Annotated in this window: 21 protein-coding genes and 2 tRNA genes; 8 read left to right on the top strand and 15 right to left on the bottom strand. The window is 61.9% G+C overall.

Translation table 11 applies throughout. The features are described from left to right. Positions 1–80: 80 nt before the first annotated feature. Positions 81–770, top strand: a complete 690-nt coding sequence (locus HU144_RS13590; protein WP_235351761.1) for an AIM24 family protein — start codon at positions 81–83, stop codon at positions 768–770. 117 nt (positions 771–887) lie between these two features. Here the strand turns inward: HU144_RS13590 and HU144_RS13595 are convergent, their stop codons facing one another. From HU144_RS13595 to HU144_RS13625, 7 genes are all read right to left on the bottom strand, one after another. Further along, entirely contained in the window at positions 888–2,177 is a 1,290-nt protein-coding gene (locus tag HU144_RS13595; RefSeq protein WP_235351762.1) for an MFS transporter, read from the bottom strand. 13 nt (positions 2,178–2,190) lie between these two features. After that, the gene (clpX, locus tag HU144_RS13600; protein WP_198395543.1) at positions 2,191–3,477 is read right to left on the bottom strand and encodes an ATP-dependent Clp protease ATP-binding subunit ClpX; all 1,287 of its coding nucleotides are present in this window, start codon (positions 3,475–3,477) and stop codon (positions 2,191–2,193) included. A gap of 251 nt (positions 3,478–3,728) precedes the next feature. Continuing rightward, complete coding sequence (locus HU144_RS13605; RefSeq protein WP_198395542.1) at positions 3,729–4,370, bottom strand: ATP-dependent Clp protease proteolytic subunit; 642 nt, start codon at positions 4,368–4,370, stop codon at positions 3,729–3,731. A 26-nt stretch (positions 4,371–4,396) separates the two neighbouring features. Further along, a complete protein-coding gene (locus HU144_RS13610; RefSeq protein WP_101618803.1) occupies positions 4,397–4,993 on the bottom strand; it encodes an ATP-dependent Clp protease proteolytic subunit in 597 nt (198 codons plus the stop codon). Between the two features lie 271 nt (positions 4,994–5,264). Continuing rightward, positions 5,265–6,614, bottom strand: a complete 1,350-nt coding sequence (tig, locus tag HU144_RS13615) for a trigger factor (protein WP_235351763.1) — start codon at positions 6,612–6,614, stop codon at positions 5,265–5,267. Between the two features lie 255 nt (positions 6,615–6,869). Then, positions 6,870–8,243, bottom strand: coding sequence for a hypothetical protein (locus tag HU144_RS13620; RefSeq protein ID WP_235351764.1), 1,374 nt, complete (start codon positions 8,241–8,243; stop codon positions 6,870–6,872). Between the two features lie 197 nt (positions 8,244–8,440). After that, a tRNA-Gly gene (locus HU144_RS13625) sits at positions 8,441–8,511 on the bottom strand. 178 nt (positions 8,512–8,689) lie between these two features. On the opposite strand from HU144_RS13625, the gene HU144_RS13630 reads away from it, so the two are divergent. Both HU144_RS13630 and HU144_RS13635 read left to right on the top strand, forming a co-directional pair. Next, positions 8,690–8,763, top strand: a tRNA-Pro gene (locus HU144_RS13630). Between the two features lie 170 nt (positions 8,764–8,933). Then, the gene (locus tag HU144_RS13635) at positions 8,934–10,178 is read left to right on the top strand and encodes a PQQ-dependent sugar dehydrogenase (protein ID WP_235351765.1); all 1,245 of its coding nucleotides are present in this window, start codon (positions 8,934–8,936) and stop codon (positions 10,176–10,178) included. Here HU144_RS13635 and HU144_RS13640 read toward each other — a convergent pair. From HU144_RS13640 to HU144_RS13650, 3 genes are all read right to left on the bottom strand, one after another. Continuing rightward, positions 10,159–11,271, bottom strand: a complete 1,113-nt coding sequence (locus HU144_RS13640) for an alcohol dehydrogenase catalytic domain-containing protein (RefSeq protein ID WP_235351766.1) — start codon at positions 11,269–11,271, stop codon at positions 10,159–10,161. The two genes, HU144_RS13635 and HU144_RS13640, sit on opposite strands and share 20 nt — an antisense overlap. A 16-nt stretch (positions 11,272–11,287) precedes the next feature. After that, a complete protein-coding gene (locus tag HU144_RS13645; RefSeq protein WP_235351767.1) occupies positions 11,288–11,761 on the bottom strand; it encodes a ribose-5-phosphate isomerase in 474 nt (157 codons plus the stop codon). 95 nt (positions 11,762–11,856) lie between these two features. Then, positions 11,857–12,462 carry a mycothiol-dependent nitroreductase Rv2466c family protein gene (locus tag HU144_RS13650; RefSeq protein ID WP_268825910.1) on the bottom strand — a complete coding sequence of 202 codons (606 nt, stop codon included), beginning with the start codon at positions 12,460–12,462 and terminating at the stop codon, positions 11,857–11,859. 104 nt (positions 12,463–12,566) lie between these two features. Here HU144_RS13650 and pepN point away from each other — a divergent pair, with 104 nt between their 5' ends. From pepN to HU144_RS13665, 3 genes are read left to right on the top strand one after another with little or no spacing between them, the layout of a single operon-like run. After that, complete coding sequence (gene pepN / locus HU144_RS13655) at positions 12,567–15,263, top strand: aminopeptidase N (protein ID WP_235352708.1); 2,697 nt, start codon at positions 12,567–12,569, stop codon at positions 15,261–15,263. A gap of 12 nt (positions 15,264–15,275) precedes the next feature. Then, positions 15,276–16,400, top strand: coding sequence for a mechanosensitive ion channel family protein (locus HU144_RS13660; protein ID WP_235351768.1), 1,125 nt, complete (start codon positions 15,276–15,278; stop codon positions 16,398–16,400). 2 nt (positions 16,401–16,402) lie between these two features. After that, a complete protein-coding gene (locus tag HU144_RS13665; RefSeq protein WP_235351769.1) occupies positions 16,403–16,804 on the top strand; it encodes a globin in 402 nt (133 codons plus the stop codon). A 77-nt stretch (positions 16,805–16,881) separates the two neighbouring features. Here the strand turns inward: HU144_RS13665 and HU144_RS13670 are convergent, their stop codons facing one another. Continuing rightward, positions 16,882–17,559 carry a hypothetical protein gene (locus HU144_RS13670; RefSeq protein ID WP_235351770.1) on the bottom strand — a complete coding sequence of 226 codons (678 nt, stop codon included), beginning with the start codon at positions 17,557–17,559 and terminating at the stop codon, positions 16,882–16,884. Further along, positions 17,556–18,023 carry an acyl-CoA thioesterase gene (locus tag HU144_RS13675; RefSeq protein WP_232488046.1) on the bottom strand — a complete coding sequence of 156 codons (468 nt, stop codon included), beginning with the start codon at positions 18,021–18,023 and terminating at the stop codon, positions 17,556–17,558. The genes HU144_RS13670 and HU144_RS13675 overlap by 4 nt, the downstream gene beginning before the upstream one ends. 166 nt (positions 18,024–18,189) lie before the next feature. On the opposite strand from HU144_RS13675, the gene HU144_RS13680 reads away from it, so the two are divergent. Together HU144_RS13680 and HU144_RS13685 are read left to right on the top strand one after the other, a co-directional pair. After that, positions 18,190–19,098, top strand: coding sequence for an acyl-CoA thioesterase (locus tag HU144_RS13680; protein WP_235351771.1), 909 nt, complete (start codon positions 18,190–18,192; stop codon positions 19,096–19,098). Then, the gene (locus HU144_RS13685; RefSeq protein WP_235351772.1) at positions 19,095–19,328 is read left to right on the top strand and encodes a hypothetical protein; all 234 of its coding nucleotides are present in this window, start codon (positions 19,095–19,097) and stop codon (positions 19,326–19,328) included. Before HU144_RS13680 ends, HU144_RS13685 begins: the two co-directional genes overlap by 4 nt. Before the next feature lie 197 nt (positions 19,329–19,525). Here HU144_RS13685 and ettA read toward each other — a convergent pair whose 3' ends face one another. The 3 genes from ettA to HU144_RS13700 form a co-directional block, all read right to left on the bottom strand. Continuing rightward, positions 19,526–21,208, bottom strand: a complete 1,683-nt coding sequence (gene ettA / locus HU144_RS13690; RefSeq protein WP_235351773.1) for an energy-dependent translational throttle protein EttA — start codon at positions 21,206–21,208, stop codon at positions 19,526–19,528. 66 nt (positions 21,209–21,274) lie between these two features. Continuing rightward, the gene (locus tag HU144_RS13695; protein ID WP_235351774.1) at positions 21,275–22,000 is read right to left on the bottom strand and encodes a DUF6993 domain-containing protein; all 726 of its coding nucleotides are present in this window, start codon (positions 21,998–22,000) and stop codon (positions 21,275–21,277) included. A 143-nt stretch (positions 22,001–22,143) separates the two neighbouring features. Continuing rightward, positions 22,144–22,758 (bottom strand): single-stranded DNA-binding protein, encoded by a 615-nt coding sequence (locus HU144_RS13700; RefSeq protein ID WP_235351775.1) that lies wholly within the window; start codon positions 22,756–22,758, stop codon positions 22,144–22,146. Between the last annotated feature and the right edge of the window lie 192 nt (positions 22,759–22,950).

Consider the following 22,950-nt stretch of genomic DNA (forward strand, 5'->3'; position numbering starts at 1 on the left):
TGGAGTGCCCGGACGCTTACGATGGAACTCGACAACTGAAGGAGTACGAAGCTTCTTCATGGACGAAAGGCTCTTGAACGATGAGAAGTGAACTCTTTTCGAAGCGAAACGCAGAGATCCAGAACCAGGAACGCTGGACTCTGCAATCGATTAAGATGCTGCGCACAGTGATCACGCCCAACGCGCCCATGATCGCAACAAAGGGTGCCATGGTCGCCTACCAGGGCGACGTCCGCTTCGCTCACCAGGGATCGAAGTCGGTGGGACAGTTCATGAAGAAGGCCGCCACCGGTGAAGGCGGCAATGTGATGAAGGTTGAGGGCCACGGCGAGGTATTCTTCGCTCGAGAGGCCTCGAACATATTCATGATGGCCTTGGAAGGTCAGCAGGATGCGCTGACGGTCAACACCGCGAACCTCTTGGCCTTCGACGATGCTCTCAACTGGGAGATCAAGCGGATCAAGGGCGGAATCGGTGCCATGGCCAGCGGCTCCGGGCTGTTCAACCTCGAACTCAACGGGCAAGGCACCGCTGCCATCTGCTGCAAGGGCGAGCCCATGGTCCTCGACTGCTCGCAGCAGCCGACGTTCGTCGACCCGCAGGCCGCGGTGTGCTGGTCCTCATCTCTGGCACCGCAGATCAAGACCGACGTCAGCGTCGGGACCTTCTTCGGTCGCGGTTCTGGTGAATCGATTCAGCTTGCCTTCCACGGCCCCGGCTTCGTCGTCGTCCAGCCTGCTGAGAACGCCGTGTACACCGCTCAAGCCTAGCCGGACCATGGCTGAAGCGCTCTCCCTCAGAGGTGTTCCAGCTCCAGCGCAATGCGAGCCCGAGGCCACCCGAATCAGCACCGGGTTGCCTCGGGCTCTCCGCATTGGACGAGCGCTTCAGGCCACCGACGTCCGTGGCTGCCCCGCTCCCCCGCGCTCCACGCGATAGCGACGGAACTTCGGGAAGATCAACGCACAGGCGATGACAAGCACAATGACGATGAGGCCCCCTCCGGCGGAGGCGATGGTCGTATTCGTAAACTCCGCGACAGTGCCGTGAAGAACATCGGCAATGCGTGGGCCGCCTGCGACGACGACAATGAATACGCCCTGCATGCGACCTCGCATATCATCGCTGGCAGCCTCCTGCAGCATCGTGGAACGAAAGGCGGAGGAGATGATGTCGGCGCCGCCGCCGATGGCCAGGCCGAGAAGCGCGACGATGAGGGCCGCCGCCAAGAATCCTGAGGCGAATTCCAGGGACAGACCGAACACAGACATGGCGGTGCCCCAGACGAGAATCGCTGTGATCACCGCAAGACCCTGGCGTTCGACACGAGAGACCCAGCCGGAGAAGATCCCTGCCAAGGCGCTGCCTGCTGCCAAAGATGCGAACAGCAGCGAGAAGACGATGCCTCCGGCAGGAGGACCACCGAAGGACTCGGTCGCAATCTGCGGGAACAGTGCTCTGGGCATTCCGAAGACCATGGCGATGACGTCGACCAGCAGCGACACCATGACAACGGTGTTCGTTGCCAGGTAGCGGAAGCCGTCGATGACCCCTTTGACGCCCGAACGCGTGTCGGGCTGTTTCTGAGGTACCAGTGCGGGCAGACGCAGCACTGCGTAGAGCGTTGTAGCCAGGAACAGCGCATCCAGGATGTAGAGCGTCTGATAGCCGACGACCGGTATCAGAGCGCCACCGATGATCGGTCCTGCGACAGCGCCCAATGTCATGACCGTCATATTGAGCGAGTTGGCAGACGGGAGAAGCTCGAGCGGAACGATGGTCGGCAGGAGTGCGCCCTTGGCCGGCTGGTTCAGGCCGAAGAAGGCCTGCTGCAAAGAGAATACGGACAACAGCAGCCACACGTTCCCAAGCTGCATGACTGCGATGAGAGCCAACAGCGAGCTCGCGATGATCAGGCCGACTGTGGAGATGATGAGCAGACGGCGACGGTCGATGACGTCGGCCAGGGAACCGCCCCACAGTCCGAACACGATGAGCGGAACCAGCCCAAAGATACCGCTGAGACCCACATAGCCGGAGGATCCGGTGATGTGATAGATCTGTGCGGGAATGGCGACTACCGTCATCTGAGCACCGATGACGGTGACAATGTTGGCCAGCCAGAGGCGGCGATAGTTGTCGTACTTCAGAGGCCTGGTATCAGCGAACAGCCTCATCTAATGCGACGAGTCAGGCTGATTTTTTGGATGTCCGAGGCTGTTCGCGCGGCACCAGCGTCGGGGCGACGTTCTTGTCCACGACGTCTCTGGTCACGACCACCTCGGCGATGTCCTCACGGGAGGGAACATCGAACATGACCGGCTGCAGGACCTCTTCGAGGATGGACCGCAGTCCACGTGCCCCGGTGCCGCGCAGGAGCGCGAGGTCCGAGATGGCTTCGAGTGCGTCGGTCTCGAAACGAAGCTCGACATTGTCGAACTCGAACATGCGCTGGTACTGCTTGACCAGGGCATTCTTCGGTTCTGTGAGGATCGATATCAGCGCCGCACGATCCAGCGTGGAGACAGTGGCCAGTACAGGCAGGCGTCCGATGAACTCGGGAATGAGTCCGAACTTCAGCAGATCCTCGGGCAGGATGTCGGCGTAGAGGTCCTCTTCGTCGTTCTTCGACTGCAGGAGCGCACCGAACCCGATGCCGTGCTTGCCCTTACGGCCGGCAACGATCTCTTCCATACCTGCGAAGGCTCCCGCGACGATGAAGAGCACATTCGTGGTGTCGATCTGGAGGAAGTCCTGGTGGGGATGCTTGCGTCCGCCCTGCGGCGGCACGGAGGCCTGAGTGCCTTCGAGTATCTTCAGCAGCGCCTGCTGGACACCTTCGCCGGAGACGTCTCGAGTGATCGACGGGTTCTCCGACTTGCGTGCAATCTTATCGATCTCGTCGATGTAGATGATGCCGTGTTCGGCCTTCTGAATGTCGAAGTCCGCGGCTTGGATGAGTTTGAGCAGAATGTTCTCGACGTCTTCGCCGACGTAGCCGGCTTCTGTCAGTGCTGTCGCGTCTGCGACGGCGAAGGGAACATCGAGTCTCTTCGCCAACGACTGCGCGAGATAGGTTTTGCCCGATCCGGTGGGGCCCACGAGGAGGATGTTGGACTTCGCGATCTCGACTTCGGTGTCATCGGAGCCCAGCGTCTTCGTGTCTTCATCACTCTGCAGCGAGCGGATGCGCTTGTAATGGTTGTACACGGCCACGGACAGGGCCTTCTTCGCGGGTTCCTGACCGACGACGTATTCCTGGAGGAAGTCGAAGATCTCGCGCGGCTTTGGCAGTTCGATGTCGGTGTGCTCGGAGGTGCCTTCGCTGAGCTCCTCTTCGATGATCTCATTGCACAGCCCGATGCATTCATCGCAGATGTAGACTCCAGGTCCGGCGATGAGTTTCCGAACCTGCTTCTGGGATTTCCCACAGAAGTTACATTTGAGCAGGTCTGCTCCGTCCGCACTGCGAGCCACTGTCACAACCTTCCGCCGGGGCACCTGGCCCCAACTCTACCGCTCGTGTTTCCTGTACCTCAATAGCTTCCCATACGGGACTGACATGAGCGGCCAGAACCGCCATTCGGTGTGTCGGAGAAGATGGACGCACCCATGCTGTTGAGAAGGCCCAAACTACTCGGCGCCGCACCAGGTGGCAACTTCGCAGCACAGACCGCTTCGGGCCCGGACAGCCGATGGCTGTCCGGGCCCGAAGATGTTCGTGTGTCTCAGACCGCCTTGCGAGAGGTCAGAACCTGATCGACGAGACCGTAGTCCTTCGCCTGTTCGGCGGTGAGGAAGAGGTCACGTTCGATGTCGTTGGAGACCTGCTCCGGTGACTTGTTGGAGTGACCCGACAGGGTCGTCTCCAGCCACTGGCGCATCCGGAAGACCTCTGCGGCCTGGATCTCGATGTCCGAAGCCTGTCCCTGGCCCTGGCCCTCCATCGCAGGCTGGTGGATGAGGACTCGAGCGTTGGGCAGAGCCAGACGCTTGCCCGGAGTGCCGGCTGCCAGCAGTACGGCAGCAGCCGAGGCGGCCTGACCGAGGCAGACGGTCTGGATCTCCGGCTTGATGTACTGCATCGTGTCGTAGATGGCAGTCATCGCAGTGAAGGAACCGCCCGGCGAATTGATGTAGAGCGTGATATCACGATCAGGGTCCTGAGATTCGAGGACCAGGAGCTGCGCCATCACGTCGTCGGCGCTCGTGTCGTCAACCTGGACGCCCAGGAAGATCACGCGATCGTCGAAGAGCTTCGTGTAGGGATCCTGGCGTTTGAAGCCGTAGGGAGTCCGCTCTTCGAACTGGGGCATGACATAGCGGGACTGCGGCATGTTGCCGGCGGTGGACCCTGGCATAAAGTTCATTGAATTCATTCTTCCTTGACTCCCACTCAGTTGTCGGTGACGTCGGACGAACGGGTCACCATCTTGTCGATGAAGCCGTATTCCAGTGCTTCTTCGGCGGTGAACCAGTGGTCGCGGTCATTGTCCTTGAGGATCTGTTCCAGGGTCTTGCCCGTCTGTTCGGCGGTGAGCTCTGCCATCTGCTTCTTCATGTGCAGGATCAGCTCTGCCTGGATCTTGATGTCGGTGGCGGTGCCGCCGATTCCACCCAACGGCTGGTGCATGAGAATACGGGCGTGAGGGGTGGCGAACCGCTTCCCTGGTGCACCGGATGACAGCAGGAACTGCCCCATTGATGCGGCCATTCCCATTGCGACGGTGGAGACATCCGGCTTGATGTACTGCATGGTGTCGTAGATCGCCATTCCCGCGGTGACCGAGCCACCCGGGGAGTTGATGTACAGCGAGATGTCTGCGTCGGGGTCCTCTGCCGCCAGCAGCATCATCTGGGCACAGATCGCGTTGGCGTTGGAGTCACGCACTTCCGAACCGAGCCAGATGATGCGCTCTTTGAGCAGGCGGTTGAAAATATGGTCGTCGAGACCCATTGCCCCACCGGCGTCGAGGCCGACGGGCGCTGTCATTTCATGTGCGCTCACGTTTCACTCCTGTTGGTCTTTGGTTGGCTTGATATGGACTCTAACTGCTCACCGGTCGGATTTAGTCCGTCGGAACGCCTGTGTTCGCCATCAGCGTGATCGGGCACCGGATTAGCCCGCGTCTGCTGGGGAGATTCGTGCCAGATGAGACCCGCGCCTGGCTGCGGCCGTCTGATGCACCTATGCGAAACGGTGGGCACGGAATAATTCCCGTGCCCACCGTTGTCGGCTCTGTCACCGCAGAAGCGGCTCGAAATCAGTTCTCGTCGTCGCCTTCGGCTGCGACGGCATCGTCTGAGTCATCGGCGCCCTCAGGTGCCTCTTCCTCAGCTGGAGAGGTGAACTCCTCCATATCGACGACGTTGCCCGCAGTGTCCTTGACGACAGCACCGGCGAGAGCAGCGGCCAGGGCCTTGCGGCGTGTGACCTCTCCGACCAGTGCGTTGACCTGTCCGGAGCTGTCGAGCATCTGCGCGAACTCATTCGGGTTCATGCCGTACTGCTGTGACGCAGAGATGAGGTATTCGATGAGCTCGGGCTGTGTCACCTCGACCTCTTCGACTTCGGCGATCGAGTCGAGGATGAACTGAGTGCGGAGATTGCGTTCGGTCTCCTCGGTGACCTCCTTGCGGTGCTCATGGTCATCCACGCGGCTCTCGGACTCGAGGTGACGCTCAACCTCGTCGGTGACGACCTTCTCAGGAACGGGCACGTTGAGGGTCTCGATCAGTGATTCGAGGACCTTGTCGCGTGCCTGAGCACCCTGGTCGGTCTCCTTCTGCTTCGCGGCCTGCTCGCGCAGATCCGTACGCAGCTCGTCGATCGTGTCGAATTCGCTGGCCAGCTGGGCGAAGTCATCGTCAGCCTCTGGAAGTTCGCGAACCTTGACCGCGCTGAGTGTGATGGAGACTGTTCCGGTTTCACCGGCGTGCTCTCCGCCTGCGAAGGTGGTCTCGAAGGTGGTGGTCTCGTCTGCCGACAGACCGTCAAGTGCTTCGTCCATGCCATCGAGCATGGTCCCGGCACCGACCTGGTAGGAGATGTCGGAGGCGGTGTCGATCTCTTCGCCGTCGATGGTGGCGACGAGGTCGAGCGTCACGAAGTCGTCCTTGGCTGCGGGACGGTCAACGGAGCTCAGCGTTCCGAAGCGGGTGCGCAGCTGCTCAAGCTCGGCGTCGACGTCTTCATCGGTGACCTCGATCGGGTCGACCTCGACACTGATGGTGTCGTAGGCAGGCAGTTCGATCGTGGGGCGCACATCGACCTCGACGGTGAAGGTCAGGTCGCCGTCTTCGGTGCCGTCGAGGCCGGGAACCTCGGAGATCTCGACCTCGGGCTGGCCCAATGGCTTGAGATCGTGCTCTTCGACAGCCTCGCGGTAGAACCCGTCAAGACCGTTGTTCACGGCCTCCTGGATCACTGCGGGTCGGCCAACGCGCTGATCGATGATGCGCGCAGGGACCTTGCCCTGCCGGAAGCCCGGAATAGTGACCTGGCCACCGATGGTCTTGTATGCCTCGTCGATGCTCGGCTTGAGTTCGGCGTATGGGACATCCACGCTGATCTTGACCCGCGTGGGGTCGAGTTGCTCGACGGAGCTCTTCACAGTGCGACCTTTCAATTTCGACAGTCATGCATAATCGGTCATCTGGTGACCTGGAGGGAGCGAAAGTCCACGATGAGATCGCGCACGTCCGCAAGACGCAGTCACCCATATTACGCGAAACACGGGACAAAACACGAAACTGGCGGGCCGCCGCGGGCCCGGAGTTCGCGAGGAGCGCAATCGATGCCGGTTCTGATGGAGCGCTGAGCCAATCACCGTGAACACATGCCGCTGCGGAGGCACCTGCAGCTGGGGTCAGGGTCGGGCGCAATGGAGCTCGTCGAGAGTGATGATCACATTGGATGCCGTCCACGACAGAGGCGCCACGGACACTGCCGCGCCTTCTGCACTGACCTTCTCGGGAAAGGAGCCGGCTTGCGTGCGATGGCTGCTCAACCAGTCGAGCACCCCATCGGCCTGTGCTGTGGCGCCGATGCGGGCGAACCCGACTCCCATGAGTGATGTCGACGGGGTCCAGCTCGTGTGATCGAAGATCCACCCGTGCCCCGGTTTGATCCCGCCGGCGGGTTGGCGAAGTCGCTCCCAAACGTGGTCAAGGGTCGATTCTCCAAGGTCCAGGCCCGCTCCGGCCGCGGGCAGATAGGCCACCGCCGAATCGAGTCCTCCCGAGGTCGGGTAGCGCTGCAGTCCGTTGGCGATGAATGTTCGAGAGAATGTCGCTTCGAATGCATTGCAGCTGTCCCCGAGTGCCTCGGCTCCCCCATCGATGTGATCCCACAGGCCGCTGCTGTGCTCAGCCAGCCTGACGAGTGCCTGCAGGCCCAGCAGTGTAGGTCCTGCAGTGCCGAGCGTGACTTGGGATTCGCTGACTTCCCAGTAGTCGGACGACACCGGGGGCAGGACTGTGCCCCGCTCGGTGAGGTGGAGCAGGTGCCGGGAAGAACGACGCAGCATCGGTGCCATCGTCTCGAGGGTGACCGCTCCGTCCTTTCTCCCTGTGGTCCGGGCCCCGACAGCATGGACCTCGCTGACGGCCCAGAGCAGAAGTCCAAGAGCGTCGAACTGAGATGGGCGTTCGTCCGGGGCCAGCCCGAGGTCAGGGGTGAACCGTGCCGCGAATGACCCGTCCTGCGACTGCAGCGACTGCAGGTGAAGAAGGTGCTGCCACGCCAGGTCGACCATTCCGACTCGGGCCAGAGCAACCGCAGCGAACGCCGCATCCCGCGGCCAGATGTATCGCCACGGCTGGTCCCAGCTGGCCACCGTCGCCGGCAGGGAGTCGGTGAGTACCCACAGATCGAGAAGCGCCGAGGTGGCAAGATCGCGACGATGATCGGGCAGTTGCGTGATCCATGCAGTGCACCGGTCCAGGAATTGCTGCTGCCGTGCCGCCGGCCCTAGGTCTTCTATTCCGGGCATGACACGCGAGTTCGGTGCCAAGCGCTGCACCATCTCGATGCCGATGCCTTCGCGCGAGGTCCCAGAGGTGAAGGCGACGGTGGCGGAGCGGAGGGGATCATTCCGGCCCGCCTGGGCGAGAATGTCGGTGCCTGAGGACGTCGCGAAGCCTGCACCGAGGAGGCCTGCCCCTGCGAGTGCACCAGTGAGGACCTGTCGGCGGTTCAGCCGGGGCCAGGGCACTCGACGCGACTGGTGCTCGGGATTCATGTGGCAACTGGCTTTCTGCCGTGGGCCACCATCAGCTGTAAGTGGTGCCGCCTCGGTCGTGCAGAATTGATGCGGGTACCCGGGCACATGGTGCTGGGCAGGAGGCGATTCTACCGGAGAGCCCACCGCGCTGCGGTCGACAGATCGTTCAGGAACCGAAAAACCCGGTCGGACCGTATGGTCCGACCGGGAAGCGGAGGGGATGACGGGAATCGAACCCGCACCATCAGTTTGGAAGACTGAGGCTCTACCATTGAGCTACATCCCCGTGTTGCGTTAACGACTATAGTCGACTTCCGCATGGCCCGCCAAATCGACTGAAGATGAGCTGAGTCACATTGCCTGCTGCGACCTCTGGTGCGGCCTGTGACCTGCATCCCATTCGCAATGAGGGGCCGAATCGATGTGCATCTTGACCCCTGCCTGTGGTTAGATTGTCTACGTCGCGGGATGTGGCGCAGCTTGGTAGCGCATCTGTTTTGGGAACAGAGGGTCGCAGGTTCAAATCCTGTCATCCCGACGATAGTGAAGCCGTTCGGACTGAATGTCCGGGCGGCTTTCTTCGTACCTTTGCCCGCCGCTCCTGGCGCTGCACTCAGTCTCATGATTCTCGCCTCCCATCTTTCGTCAGCACAGGAGACAATGGGAGGGCAGGCTCGCAGATTGCCGAGGCCGAAAGGTGCGCCGCCGATGCCGATCCGACGACACGACAGTCCCCTTCTACCCACGGTGCTGCCACGCACGGGCGCGCACCACCTCGCGCCGCAGATCGGAGACCGAGCTGCTGGCACCGCTCGCAGACGCGCCGCTATCGCGGTGACACTCGGGCTGGCGCTGAGTGGCTGCAACTCCGATCAGGGAGATACGCCCCTCTCAGATTCGCCCTCAGCAGGCTCGACGGCTCCCGCTTCGCAGAACGGCAACGGGGCCGATGAGGACAGCCGGCCCGATGCCGAGTCGGAGGTGGTGACGCAGAACCTGGAGGCCCCATGGTCGGTTGCCTTCTATGAGGAAACTGCTCTGGTCAGTGAACGGGATTCCGCTCGGATCCTCGAAATCGACTCTCAGCGCCCGGCAGACGCCAGGGAGGTTGCCACGGTTGCGGGCGTCTCCGCCTCGGGTGAGGGTGGTCTCTTGGGACTGAGCGTCCGCGGCGACAGTCTCTATGCCTACTTCACGGCCGAATCGGACAACCGAATTCAGCGCTTTCCGATCACGCGCGGTTCCGATGGGATCGAACTCGGCTCGCCGGAGACGATCGTCTCCGGCATCGCCAAGGCCGGATTCCACAACGGTGGGCGCCTGGCCTTCGGCCCGGACGGAATGCTCTATGCAACGGTCGGCGATGCTGGCGACCAGAGTGCCGCACAGGATCGTGAGTCGCTCTCGGGTTCGATCCTGCGGATGAAGCCCGATGGCAGTGTGCCTGAGGACAACCCCTTCGACGATTCCCTCGTCTACTCCTATGGGCACCGCAATCCGCAGGGATTGGCCTTCGACGAGGACGGGACTATGTATGCCAGCGAGTTCGGCCAGGACACCTGGGATGAACTCAACATCATCAAGGCCGGCGGCAACTACGGATGGCCGGAGGTCGAAGGGATCTCAGAGGACGGGGCCGATGACGATGATTTCATCGATCCGGTTCAGCAGTGGAGCCCCGACCAGGCCAGCCCGAGTGGAATCGCCATCAGCCAGGACACAATCCTCATCGCCAACCTTCGCGGGCAGCTCCTGCGGACCGTGCCATTGGCGGATGTCGCCAAGGCCGAAAGTTCCTACGCCGGTGAGTTCGGTCGCCTGCGTGATGTGGTGACGACACCGAGTGGCGAGGTATGGATCCTGACGAACAACACCGACGGGCGCGGCGATCCGGCCGACGGCGACGACCGGATCCTCCGCATTCCCTCCGACCTCAGCGCTGGAAGTCGATGACCTGCCGCACAACGGTTCCATCCGCCAGAGCGTCGAAGGCTTCATTGAGGTCTTCGAGGCCGATTGTGTCCGACACCAGTTCCTCGACCGGCAGTTTGCCCTGCCGCCACAGATCGGCGTAGACGGGAATGTCACGGCTGGGCACCGCCGAACCCAGGTACGAACCGATGACGGTGCGTGCCTCGGCCGTGAGAGTGACCGGGGTGATGTGTGACTGCGCGTCCGGGGCAGGCAGGCCCACCGTGACGGTCTTCCCGCCGACCGCGGTCGCGGAGAACGCGGTTTCGAAGGCCCGCGGATGGCCGACGCATTCGATGACGATCGGTGCCCGTCGCTGGCCCAGCTGCTCGGGAGTGTAGACCTCGGCCGCGCCCAGTTCCTGTGCCCGGAGCAGTTTGTCCGGATTCGCGTCGACGCCGATGACGCCGGCAGTCTCAATGGACAGGGCCGTGATCAGGGCAGCCATCCCGACCCCGCCCAGCCCGACGATCATGACCTCGTCCCGAGGTCCCGGAACTCCCGCGTTGAGAACCGCTCCCCCGCCTGTGAGGACCGCGCAGCCGAGCACTGCCGCGATCGATGCGGGAACGTCCGAGGCCACCGGGACGACGGAGGCGCGATTGAGCACAGCGTGGGAGGCGAATACCGACGCACCGAGGTGGTGGAGCACTTCGGCACCCGAATCATCGTGAAGGCGGACCTTGTGTCCGTCGAACGGCAATGTTCCCGCACCGTTCGTGGCACTGCCCGGAGTGCACGGGAGCTTGCCGTCCGTGAGACAGTTCGCGCATTCGCCGCAGCGCGGCAGGAACACGGTGACGACCTGATCGCCGATCTCCAGGTCATCGACACCTGCACCGAGCTGTTCGACGATTCCGGCGCCTTCGTGCCCGAGCAGCATCGGCAGTGGCCGAGGCCGGTTGCCGTCGACGACGGAGAGATCGGAATGGCAGACACCGGCTGCACTCAGACGGATGAGAACCTCACCGGGTCCGGGCCCGTCGAGTTCGAGATCCTCGAATGACATCGGCCGAGTCTGAGCGTAAGGGCGCTGGGCACCCATGTCCCGAAGCACGGCTCCACGGATCTTCACAGCGTGTCCCCCATGATCACAGTCCGGCCTTGCCTGTGGCCTCGTACTCGTCCATGATCCGAATCCGACGCTCGTGCCGCTCTTCGCCGGAGAAGGGCTCCGAGAGGAAGGCATCGACGATGGCGATCGACTCAGCCTCTGTGTGCTGCCTGGCACCCACCGACACGATCTGGGCGTTGTTGTGCTCGCGCGCGAGTTTCGCGATGTCAGTGTTCCAAGCCAGGGCGGTCCGGGCTCCCTTGACCTTGTTCGCAGCGATCTGCTCTCCGTTGCCGGACCCGCCGATGACGACGCCGAGGGCCTCAACACCCGCTGCCTGGTCATCGACGACAGCCTGTGCCGCGGCGATGCAGAACGCGGGATAGTCATCGAGTGCGTCGTATTCGAGCGCGCCGTGGTCGACGACCTCGTAACCCGACTCGCCGAGGTGGGCCTTGAGAACCTCTTTGAATTCGAATCCTGCGTGGTCGGTGCCGAGATGAACCTTCATGTGGTCACTCCTTCGAAGTGTCCGGGGCCAGATGCCCGGGAAAGACTGTGCGTGTGGTTTGTGCTTCTGGACGTGTGTGAGTCGAGGTCAGCGCCTCAGTCGAAGACCGGACCCTGATTGCGTGTGCGCTTGAGCTCGAAGAAGCCAGGAGTCGAGGCGACTGCAAGAACTCCGTCGAAGAGTCGACCTGCGTCCTCGCCCTTCGGCGCCGGGGTGACGACCGGACCGAAGAATGCCGTCCCGGCTACTCGGCAGACCGGTGTGCCCACATCGTCACCGACAAGTGCCAGCGCCTCATCATGAGACTCCTGGAGAGCAGCGTCATAGTCGTCGCGTTCGCCGTACTTCATCAAGTCGGCCGGAAGACCGACCTCATCCAACGCCTCGGCGACGGCCTTGTCGAAGTCCTTCTCGCCGCCTGGGTGGATACGGGTTCCGATCGCCGTGTAGAGAGGCTCGGTGAGCTCCTCGCCATGTTCGGCGATTGCAGCGGTGACGATGCGCATGGGTGCCAGAGCACGATCCATCAGCTCTCGATAGTCGGCAGGGATGTCCTTGTCCCGGTTGAGGATGTTCAGGCTCATGACATGGAACTTCACATCGATGTCGCGGACCTTGGCGACCTCAAGACCCCAGCGCGACGTCATCCATGCCCACGGGCAGGCCGTGTCGAACCACAGGTCAAGTGTCTCTCTGCTCAATTTCACTCCTCGTTAGGGTGGGCGCGGGATCCGACGAAACTCCCGCAATGTCCGATGCCAATTTATCAAGCCTTGGCACCGATGAGGAATGCGTCCATGAAAGAATGGCGAAGTACACCCGGACCCGAAGCGGAGGTCACCTCAAAGTGCCCCAATACAACCTCACCCGCGAGGAAGCTCGCAGACGTTCATCCCTCGTCGACGTCTCGAGCTACGAGAACACCCTGATTCTCACAGGAGGGGGCGACAGCTTCCGAGTTCGCTCCCGCATCCGCTTCACCGCAACTCCGGAGTCCACGACATTCATCGATGCCATCACCGCCAGCGTCGAACGCATCCGGCTCAACGGACTCGATCTCGAGACCTCCGAGGTCGTCTCCGCGTCCCGGATCACTCTGCCGGGCCTCGCCGCTGAGAATGAGCTCGTCATTGATGCACACTTCTACTACATGAACACCGGTGAGGGGCTGCACCGCTTCGTCGATCCCATCGACGATGAGGTCTACCTCTACTCACAGTTCGAGGTTCCCGACGCCAGACGCGTCTTCCCTGTGTTCGAACAACCCGATCTCAAGGCTTCGTTCTCCTTCACAGTTGTGGCGCCTGCGCGCTGGACAGTCGTGTCGAACTCCCCCACTCCGACTCCCGGTGATCCCAGCGAAGTCTTCACCGAACTCGACGAAGCGCCGGTCGAGGACACCGCAGTGTGGCAGTTCGCCCCGACGACTCCGATCTCCTCCTACATCACTGCGATCGTGGCCGGCCCGTACCGCAGCGTGCATTCCGAGCTCATCTCCTCCGATGGCTCTCCTGTCCCCCTTGGCCTGTACTGCCGCGAGTCTCTCTTCGACCATCTCGATGCAGAGAACCTGTTCAACATCACACGAGCCGGATTCGAGTTCTACGAACGTGAGTTCGGGGTGTCCTACCCGTTCGAGAAGTACGATCAGCTCTTCGTCCCCGAATTCAATGCCGGTGCGATGGAGAACGCCGGTGCCGTGACCATTCTGGAGAACTACGTCTTCCGGTCCCGGCCCACCGAGGCCCTCGTCGAGCGCCGCACCGTGACCGTGCTCCATGAACTGGCGCACATGTGGTTCGGTGATCTGGTCACGATGAAATGGTGGAACGACCTGTGGCTCAACGAGTCCTTCGCCGAATTCATGTCGACTTTGGCCACCGCCGAGGCCACCAAGTATACGGATGCATGGACCACGTTCGCCACGATCGAGAAGTCGTGGGCCTACCGCCAGGATCAGCTCCCGAGCACACACCCGATCGTCGCCAGCATCGAAGACCTTGCAGATGTCGAGGTCAACTTCGACGGCATCACCTACGCCAAGGGCGCCTCGGTGCTCAAACAGTTGGTCGCGTGGGTCGGTCGAGAAGAGTTCTTCTCCGGCCTCAAACGCTATTTCGACAAGCACGCGTGGTCGAACACGGAACTGCCAGACCTCCTCGGCGAGCTCGAGGCGACAAGCGGGCGCGACCTCGCCACCTGGTCGAAGCTGTGGCTCGAGGAATCAGGTGTCAACCTCCTCGAGGCAGAGCTCCACACCGAGTCCGACAACGGCGCCGAGGTGGTGACGAAGCTGCAGGTGACCCAGAAGCCGTGGATCATCGAAGGACAGCCGGCTCCGTCGCTGCGTCCGCATCGCCTGGCCATCGGGTTCTACTCCGACGATGGGAAGGGCCGACTGGTCCGCACCCACAGCTTCCCGATCGACATCGATTCGGACTCGACCACCGTCGACGAGGCTCGCGGCCTGTCCAAGCCCGACGTCATCATCGTCAATGACGAGGATCTGACCTATGCGAAGGTCCGCTTCGATCGCGAGAGCATGGACGTCGCGGCCAAGCGGCTCGGGGACTTCGATGGCTCGTTGACGCAGCTGCTGGTCCTCGGGGCCCTCTGGGACACTGTCCGCGACGGACAGCGTCCGGCCCAGGACTACATCACCACTGTCCTGGACAACTGTGCGGCCGTGACGCATTCCTCGGGACTGCTCTCCCAGATGCGTCAGCTCGAGACCGCTGTCGGGGCCTACCTGCCCCCGGAAGCGCGGGCAGAGGCTCACACGTCCATCGCCGACCGGTTCGCACAACTCCTCGACACGGTGCCCGGAGGCACAGACCAGGCGTTCCAATTCCTCCGCGGCTTCATCAAACATGCCTCATCACAAACCCAGATCTCCCAGCTGCAGTCCTGGTTGGACGCGACCGGGGACACAGTCCACGGGATCACCATCGACACCGATCTCACCTGGGAGATCATCATCGCACTCGCGGCACACGATGCGATCGATGACTCCGCAATCACGGCCATGACCAAGACGGACCCTTCGGCCACGGGGGCGCGTCAGGCAGCGACCGCTCGCAGCGCACGCCCCACCTCGGCGGCGAAGTCGAAGGCATTCATCCGCATCCTTGACGAGGCTGACCTCCCGAACTCGGAACTCGCGGCACTGGCTCTGGGATTCGCCTCCGGCCTGCAGACGGAGACCGGTGAGATCCTCGTCTCGGAGGAACCACTGCGCGACTTCTCCACCGAATATTTCCAGCGGGTCTCCGGATGGTGGGAGACGAGGACCTTGGAGATGGCGCAGACCATGACGCTGCGGCTATTCCCCCCGGTCAGCGAGCACACTGTCAAAGCCACCCGGGCGTGGCTGGACGATCACCCCGCGGCTCCCAAAGGTCTGCTTCGCCTGATGCGTGAGAATCTTGCAGATGCCCAGCGAGCTCTGAGCGCTCAGGAAGTGTCCAGCAGTTCCAAGGGCACATTGACATTCGGCCGTTAGGCTCGTGGCATCATGACTTTCGATGCACTGAAGACTGACCTCATGTCCGCGCCCAAGATCGATTGGGATTTCCTCCTCGACGCTCCGCTGAGAATCGTCATCATCATCATCGGCGCGATCGTGCTCAACATGGTGATGCGGCTGTTCATCCGACGCTTCTCCACTGCAGTGGCCAAGGGCACCGTCGGCAGCGAGAAGAAGACGGAGAACAGCAAGTTCTCGAGCACGGTCATGGAATCCCAGCGGACCGGCATCGAGCCGACTGTGATCCGTGAGCGCCGCGCGCAACGGGCGAAGACCGTGGGTCGGATGCTCTCATCCGTGGCGACGATCATCATCAGCGTCATCGCGATCCTCATGGTCCTCGACCAGCTGAACTTCAATATCGCACCGATCCTGGCCTCGGCCGGAATTGTCGGTGTGGCATTGGCCTTCGGCGCTCAGGAGCTCGTCAAGGACTACCTGTCCGGGTTCTTCATGGTCATCGAGGACCAATACGGCATCGGCGACACCGTGGACCTGGGCGAAGCCGTCGGCGAGGTCGAGGACTTCGGTCTCCGCAAGACGGCTGTCCGTGATCTCACGGGAACCCTGTGGCATGTGCGCAACGGTGAGATCATGCGAGTCGGCAACCTGTCGCAGGGCTGGGCGCGTGCAGTGCTCGAGATCCCCGTCAACTACTCCACCTCCATGGACACCTACCGTGAGATCACTCAAACAGTCACCGCTGAAATGGCCAAGGACACGCAGGTTGCCTCCGCAATGCTCGAACTCCCCGAGATCGCCGGCGTCCAGTCTCTCTCTGCCGAGTACAGGGTGATCAGAACGATGATCAAGACGAAGCCCAACCTGCAGTGGATGGTCGAACGTGCCTTCCGGGCGGAACTCACGAATGAGTTCGACAGGCGCGGAATCACCATCCCGATCATTCAGGAGACCGTCCTCAGGACGCTTCCGCGGTCGACGGACTCACCTGACAGCACCTCCGAAGGCGACGCCGACGCCGATGACCAGGCTCGGGCCACCCATGTGTCACAGCGAACCAAGGACCAGGGGCCCTCGCCGCTGCCCAGTGATGACGAGATCCGGTCGACGACGGATGAAGCCGGAACCGACACCTCAGACGGAGAGAGCTGAACATGACCCAGACATCGAACGAGACCATCTTTGACGCTGTCGGCGGCCATCCCACCTTCACCCGCCTCGTCGATGTCTTCTACGATCATGTGGACCGCGACGAGGTGCTCATCGCGATGTACCCGGAGGGACACGACCTCACCGGCGCCAAGCACCGGCTGCAGATGTTCTTGGAGCAGTACTTCGGCGGTCCCACGACCTACCAGGAAGAACGCGGCCACCCGCGACTGCGGATGCGCCATTTCCCCTTCGCCGTCGACTTCGACGCTCGTGACCGGTGGCTGGCGTCCATGCGGGCAGCACTCGATGATGTCGCGCTGCCGCCGCTCTACGACGAGATCTTTTGGGACTACTTTCAACGAGCGGCTACGGCCATGGTCAACACGAACAGCAATCCGGTCTGACAGTGCGGCTCTGCCTGCGGGATCCGCGCCGAACTGTCACCGCTCAGCTGTCACCGCTGAGGGTCACTGCTGAGGGGTCATCGGGCCCGGGTGAGCAGATGCCCTCCGGGAGTCGAGATACGCAGCCACCCGGAGGTCGCGAAGACTTCGTATTCCTCGTTGGTCTCCCCCGCCGAGGCGGTTTCGGCCTCCGGTACGAACCGCAGCGCACTCGCGGCGAACGCGAGCCCACCGGGCAGCTCTTTACCTCCTACGGCTGTCATCGGCTTCGACCACACACGCGAACGCAGCGCCTTCACCGCATGTGAGCCTGCGCCCTCGGGAGCACCGTCGCTGATCTCCGCGACTCCCGCCTCGGCGGTCGAACGAAGCACATCACCGGTGATTCTGTCACGGGCCACCCACTGACCCTTCGGGGGTGCTATGCCGGTCCAGGACACCAGCACCGAGTTCGGCGGGACTGGCAGACGGGTGGCGTTCTCCTCTCTGGCGAACCGATCCTTGAGGTTGGCCAAGGGCACAACCTCATCGAGACCGTCCATTTCCGGTCCGTTCAGGCGCAGCATGCGCATAGCCAGCACCAGGGGTGTGGAGTCTCCGATCCCATGCGGGTACAGGGGTGCAATGGTCACCACGAGCACGGTCGACGATACGTGCAGACGCATGGCTCCATCGGGGTCCAGCCGATGCGCCAGCGAAGTGAATGCGGCCAGGTCCTTCATCGCCAGCGGATCGGCGATCTCCAGTTCCGTCACCGGCGACTCCGCATCGGAACGGCTGGTCGAATGACTTCTGTCATAGCTGCTGTCTCCTCCTGGCTCAGACGCCGTGGTCGAGAGCTTGTTCTGTCCACAAAGACGATGACCGTCTCCGCCAGCGTATAGGCGACCGAACCATCGGGTTCGGCGATGACGTAACCGATCGTCACAGACGCCGGTTTGACCTCGCTGATGACCAGATCAATGGCAATGGGTCCCGCGCGATAGGGAATCGGTCGGCGATATTCGATCGCGTGCGAGGCGACGAGCAGCTCGGTGGTGTTCGAAGCCTCGGCGAAGATCGCGGGAATCGAGATCCCCGATACTGTGCCCGAGATTCCCAGCTGGCCGGGGGTTGTGGGCGCATCGGTGCTGTGCGTCGGTGACCCCAACGCTCGGACACGTGCCTCTTCGAGCAGTCGCAGCTGGGTGACATTGTTGACGTGGCCGTAGGCATCCATATCACCCCATCTCAGCTCCAGCAGTACTCGTGTGAATTCGTTCAGATGGGGATTTGTGGTGCCAGTGCGCATAAGACCCATCATGCCACTTTCACTGCGGCGGTGAGGGCCGCGATAGGATCGTGACCACAAGGACGAGAATCATTGTCGCAGGCTGGAGGCCCATATGAGCGATGTAGAACCCACGACTGCGAAGGCGAACGTCGACACACTGCGCAAAGTGCTCGAACTCGACAGCCTGAGTTCCGCCTCGGCGTCTCGAGAGAGCGACTACTTCGTCGGACAGAACCAGTACAAGCCAGATGGGCGTGTCTTCGGCGGTCAGGTGGTGGCGCAATCCGTAGTGGCCGCTGCCGCGACCCTGCCGGATGATCGCCTCATCCATTCACTGCACGGCTATTTCCTTCGTGCCGGGGATGTCAGCGAACCGATCGAGTTCGGTGTCGAGCGACTCCGTGACGGGCGATCGTTCTCCGCTCGGCGTGTCCACGCCTATCAGAAGGATGTGCCGATCCTATCCCTGATCGCCTCATTCCAAGTCGAGCAGGGGGGCCTTGAGCACGCTGAGACCATGCCGCCGGGCCTGCCCGGTCCACTGGAGTGCCCGGAGCTGCGCGACATTCTCGCAGGACAGGACACACCACTGGTCACCGAATGGTTGAATAAACGACCCTTCGAGATCCGTCCGGTCGAGGCTTCCCTGTATCTCACCTCCACCGATGACCGCCAGCGCGATCGGCAGCACGTTTGGTTCCGCGCCAGCTCGCCCTTCGGCGATGATCCGGTGCTCAATGCTGCTGCACTGGCCTATGCCAGCGACTTCAATCTGCTCGAACCGGTTCTGCGCCGTCAGGGACTGAGTTGGACGAGTCCAGGGCTCCGGGTGGCCAGCCTCGACCACGCGATGTGGTGGCATCGTCGAGTCCGGGTCGATGAGTGGATGCTCTACGTTCAGGAGTCTCCCGCCGCCCAGGGAGGCCGCGGTCTCGGCTACGGGCGGATCTTCACTCAGACCGGTGAGCTGCTGGCCACAGTGGCGCAGGAGGGCATGGTCCGCATCAAGGCACCTCAGTGAACCACGACACCGCGATGATCGAGATCCTCGGAAGGATCCTCTCTCGTCTGGTCAACGTCGCGCTCTTCATCATCATCACGATTGTGGCCCTGGTGCTCCTCCGCGAGGCGATGGACATGAACCTGGCGCTGATTGCGCTCTTATCAATCGTCATCGGGATCGTCGGCACCATCGCCGTGATGTATCTGTTCAAGCTTCTGCTGCGCCTCGGCAAGCTGTTCTCCCGTTAGTCAGCTGCGCCAGAACGCTGACTGACCTCAACAGGCTGACTTAGCTCAACGGGCTGACTTAGCTCAACAGGCCGGCTGACCCCAACACACTGACACCTGGCAACAGAAGATGCCCCGGTCGACGACCGGGGCATCTTCTGCAGGCAATCAGCTCTGTGCGCTGCGCTGATAGCGCGCAGCGCACAGAGCTCAATCAGTCAGTCGCGGGTGAGGCGACGGTGCGTCACGCGATGAGGGCGAGCCGCGTCCTCACCGAGTCGTTCGACCTTGTTCTTCTCGTAGGACTCGAAGTTCCCTTCGAACCAGTACCAGTCCGCAGGGTTGTCTTCTGTGCCCTCCCAAGCAAGGATGTGCGTGGCCACACGGTCGAGGAACCAACGATCGTGCGAGACGACCACGGCGCAACCGGGGAACTCCAGGAGTGCATTCTCCAAGGAACCCAGCGTTTCCACGTCGAGGTCGTTGGTCGGCTCGTCGAGCAGCAGCAGGTTTCCGCCCTGTTTGAGGGTCAGTGCCAGGTTGAGGCGGTTGCGCTCACCACCGGAGAGCACGCCGGCCTTCTTCTGCTGGTCCGGGCCCTTGAACCCGAATGCGGAGACATATGCCCGCGAAGGCATCTCCACGTTGCCCACCTGAATGAAATCGAGTCCGTCGGAAACGACTTCCCACAGGTTCTTGTCGGGGTCGATTCCGCCCCGGGACTGGTCAACGTAGGAGGTCTTGACGCTGTCGCCGATCTTGAGGTCTCCCCCGTCGAGCTCTTCGAGTCCGACGATGGTCTTGAACAGAGTCGTCTTGCCGACGCCGTTGGGGCCGATGACACCGACGATTCCGTTACGCGGCAATGAGAAGCTGAGCCCGTCGATGAGAAGACGATCGTCATAGCCCTTCTGCAGGCTGTCGGCTTCGATGACGATATCGCCGAGGCGAGGACCGGCAGGGATCTGAATCTCTTCGAAATCCAGCTTCTTGGTCTTCTCTGCCTCTGCTGCCATCTCTTCGTAGCGTGCCAGACGGGCCTTGGACTTCGTCTGCTTGGCCTTCGGGTTGGACCGGACCCAGTCGAGTTCGTCCTTGAGGCGCCTCGACAGCTTCGCGTCCTTCTTGCCCTGAACCTGCAGACGCTCCTGCTTCTTCTCCAGGTAGGTCGAGTAGTTGCCCTCGTAGGGGTAGAGGTGTCCGCGGTCGATCTCAGCTATCCATTCGGCCACGTGGTCGAGGAAGTACCTATCGTGAGTAATTGCGATGACAGCGCCGGGGTAGGACCGCAGGTGCTGTTCCAACCACAGCACAGATTCCGCGTCCAGGTGGTTTGTGGGCTCATCGAGCAGGAGCAGATCAGGCTTTTCGAGCAGCAGTTTGCACAACGCCACACGGCGGCGTTCACCACCTGAGAGCACACTGACGTCAGCGTCCGGCGGTGGGCAGCGCAGAGCATCCATCGCCTGCTCGAGCTGAGAGTCGAGGTCCCAGGCATCCGCAGCGTCGATCGCTTCCTGCAGCTTGCCCATCTCTTCCATCAGGGCATCGAAGTCTGCATCGGGACTGGCCATCTCCTCAGAGATCGCGTTGAAGCGGTCAAGCTTCGCCTTGATCTCGCCGACGCCTTCCTCGACGTTGCCGAGAACAGTTTTGTCCTCGTTCAGTGGCGGCTCCTGCAACAGGATGCCCACTGTGAAGCCTGGGCTGAGCCGAGCCTCACCATTGGACGGCTGTTCGAGTCCGGCCATGATCTTGAGAATCGTTGACTTACCGGCACCGTTCGGACCGACCATGCCGATCTTCGCACCTGGGTAGAAGGACATCGACACGTCATCCAGAATGACTTTGTCGCCGTGCGCTTTACGCGCCTTGTGAAGGGTGTAAATGAATTCGGCCATAATAACCTCAGGTTATCGGTTCAGCACGCACAAGTGCCAATTGAGTCACTGCTCGAAACCCTTGGATCAACCGCCGCCGAGTGACGGTGCCTCACCCGAAGATGAACCTTCGGAGGAGCCGCCCTCAGACGATGTCCCTCCGGACGAAGAGCCTTCGGACGAGGTTCCTTCGGAGGATGTGCCCTCAGAAGAACCTTCGGATGAAGAGCCGTCTGATGATGTTCCCTGCGACGAGGTGCCTTCCGACCCTTCGTCTGGCGCCGGACTCTCTGAGGCTCCGTCCTTGCCGTTGATGTCCTCACCAGGCATATGCCCGGCACCGTTGGAATCGCCGTCCTTCTCGCGCTTGTCACCTTCAGGTGCCTTCACACCCTTCGGACGTTCGACCTCGCCGAACAGACACGACCCGGTCGATTCTGTGGGAGGCATCAACTCTGCAGTCGCCTTTCCCTTCCGAATCTCTCCGATGACGCAGCCTTTGTCGGTTTTGACGCCGAACATCTTCGAGGGAACGTCATTGCCCAATGGCGAATCGTCGATTGTGGCTTCGAGCTGGTCCGCATCGTAGCCTGCATCGATCATGGTCGTAAAGAACTTCTTCGTCGACGGAACCTTCTCCTCATCGCCGGTCAGCGGCTTGAGGGCCTTGACGACTTTGTCGACCTCGGCAACCGGTTTCGTCGGAGTCCGGGCGGGCGTCGGATCAGAGTTGTCACCACCGATGCCCAGCAGCGAACAGCCCGACAGAGCTAAGGTCAGAGCTCCGAGGCTCAGGAGGGGAACGAGACGCATCAACAACCTCAGCAGGTGGGAACGATTAACAGTCTCACCTTAACCGATTGCTCGCACTATCGCGGTCAGATCCGACGTGTTCCAGCCTCGACCTGTTCACGTGATCCGTGCGATGACGGTGATGCGGCTCTGTTCCGCCCCACTCAGAACGGCGCCGCTGCGCTCACCGTGTCACGAACAATGGCATCATCAAGGTCTCCGGAGTCTCCTCCTCCAGCTTCGGCAGTCACATCATCTTCTGCGCCTTCCGCGTCGCCTTCTCCCTCGTTCCCAGCACCGAGGCTCGACGCTTCGGAGGCATCGGGCCCGACCTCGCCTGCGCCTGTCCCGGCGAGGCTCCCCCAGGCTGAGTCGCTGCCTGACGATTCCTGCTGCTGACCCTCGTGCTGCCGGTTCACACTGCCGGCCTTCTGATAGTGGGCGGTTCCGTAGCGAAGATCGGGACCGATGTGCTCGGCGACGACGGTCGGAGAGATTCCGCTCTTCTCCGCTGTCGACCATTCGCGGATCTTCAGGGTCCCCTGCACCACCACGGACATTCCCTGATGGAGGCTCATCGAGGCATTGCTGGCCAAGGGTCCATAGCAGTCGACGCTGAACCACGACGTTGTATCGGAGACATATTCCCCGGTCCCCTTGTCGAGGCGCCAATGGTTGACCGCCAGACGGAAGGAAGCGCAGGCTCTGCCCGAGGGAAGTGTCCGGCTCTGCGGATCGGCAGCCACAGTACCGCTGAGGTTGATCGGAATGATGGACATCGTGTTGCCTCATTTCTTGGGTAGTTTCGTGATCTGCCCTGCCGGATCGCCCATCGGGGACGAAACGGTCTGAATCGGCCGAACACGTCAACCACCAGTGAGCGTGCCAGGCAGCACTGATGTCCAGACATGAAAAATGCCCTGTGGACGGTTGTTGGCCGTCCACAGGGCATTGGCACATGAGTCCTCGCT

The sequence above is a fragment of the Brevibacterium sp. UCMA 11752 genome (assembly GCF_021532235.1).
Classification (GTDB): Bacteria; Actinomycetota; Actinomycetes; order Actinomycetales; family Brevibacteriaceae; genus Brevibacterium; species Brevibacterium antiquum.

Coding starts and splice junctions, on each gene's coding strand:
- HU144_RS13695 (WP_235351774.1), bottom strand. CDS start 22,000: ATGCGTCTCGTTCCCCTCCTGAGCCTCGGAGCTCTGACCTTAGCTCTG.
- HU144_RS13635 (WP_235351765.1), top strand. CDS start 8,934: ATGCCGATCCGACGACACGACAGTCCCCTTCTACCCACGGTGCTGCCA.
- HU144_RS13590 (WP_235351761.1), top strand. CDS start 81: ATGAGAAGTGAACTCTTTTCGAAGCGAAACGCAGAGATCCAGAACCAG.
- HU144_RS13665 (WP_235351769.1), top strand. CDS start 16,403: ATGACCCAGACATCGAACGAGACCATCTTTGACGCTGTCGGCGGCCAT.
- HU144_RS13700 (WP_235351775.1), bottom strand. CDS start 22,758: ATGTCCATCATTCCGATCAACCTCAGCGGTACTGTGGCTGCCGATCCG.
- HU144_RS13645 (WP_235351767.1), bottom strand. CDS start 11,761: ATGAAGGTTCATCTCGGCACCGACCACGCAGGATTCGAATTCAAAGAG.
- ettA (WP_235351773.1), bottom strand. CDS start 21,208: ATGGCCGAATTCATTTACACCCTTCACAAGGCGCGTAAAGCGCACGGC.
- HU144_RS13675 (WP_232488046.1), bottom strand. CDS start 18,023: ATGGATGCCTACGGCCACGTCAACAATGTCACCCAGCTGCGACTGCTC.
- HU144_RS13595 (WP_235351762.1), bottom strand. CDS start 2,177: ATGAGGCTGTTCGCTGATACCAGGCCTCTGAAGTACGACAACTATCGC.
- HU144_RS13605 (WP_198395542.1), bottom strand. CDS start 4,370: ATGAACTTTATGCCAGGGTCCACCGCCGGCAACATGCCGCAGTCCCGC.
- HU144_RS13610 (WP_101618803.1), bottom strand. CDS start 4,993: ATGACAGCGCCCGTCGGCCTCGACGCCGGTGGGGCAATGGGTCTCGAC.
- HU144_RS13680 (WP_235351771.1), top strand. CDS start 18,190: ATGAGCGATGTAGAACCCACGACTGCGAAGGCGAACGTCGACACACTG.
- pepN (WP_235352708.1), top strand. CDS start 12,567: ATGGCGAAGTACACCCGGACCCGAAGCGGAGGTCACCTCAAAGTGCCC.
- HU144_RS13620 (WP_235351764.1), bottom strand. CDS start 8,243: ATGAATCCCGAGCACCAGTCGCGTCGAGTGCCCTGGCCCCGGCTGAAC.
- HU144_RS13660 (WP_235351768.1), top strand. CDS start 15,276: ATGACTTTCGATGCACTGAAGACTGACCTCATGTCCGCGCCCAAGATC.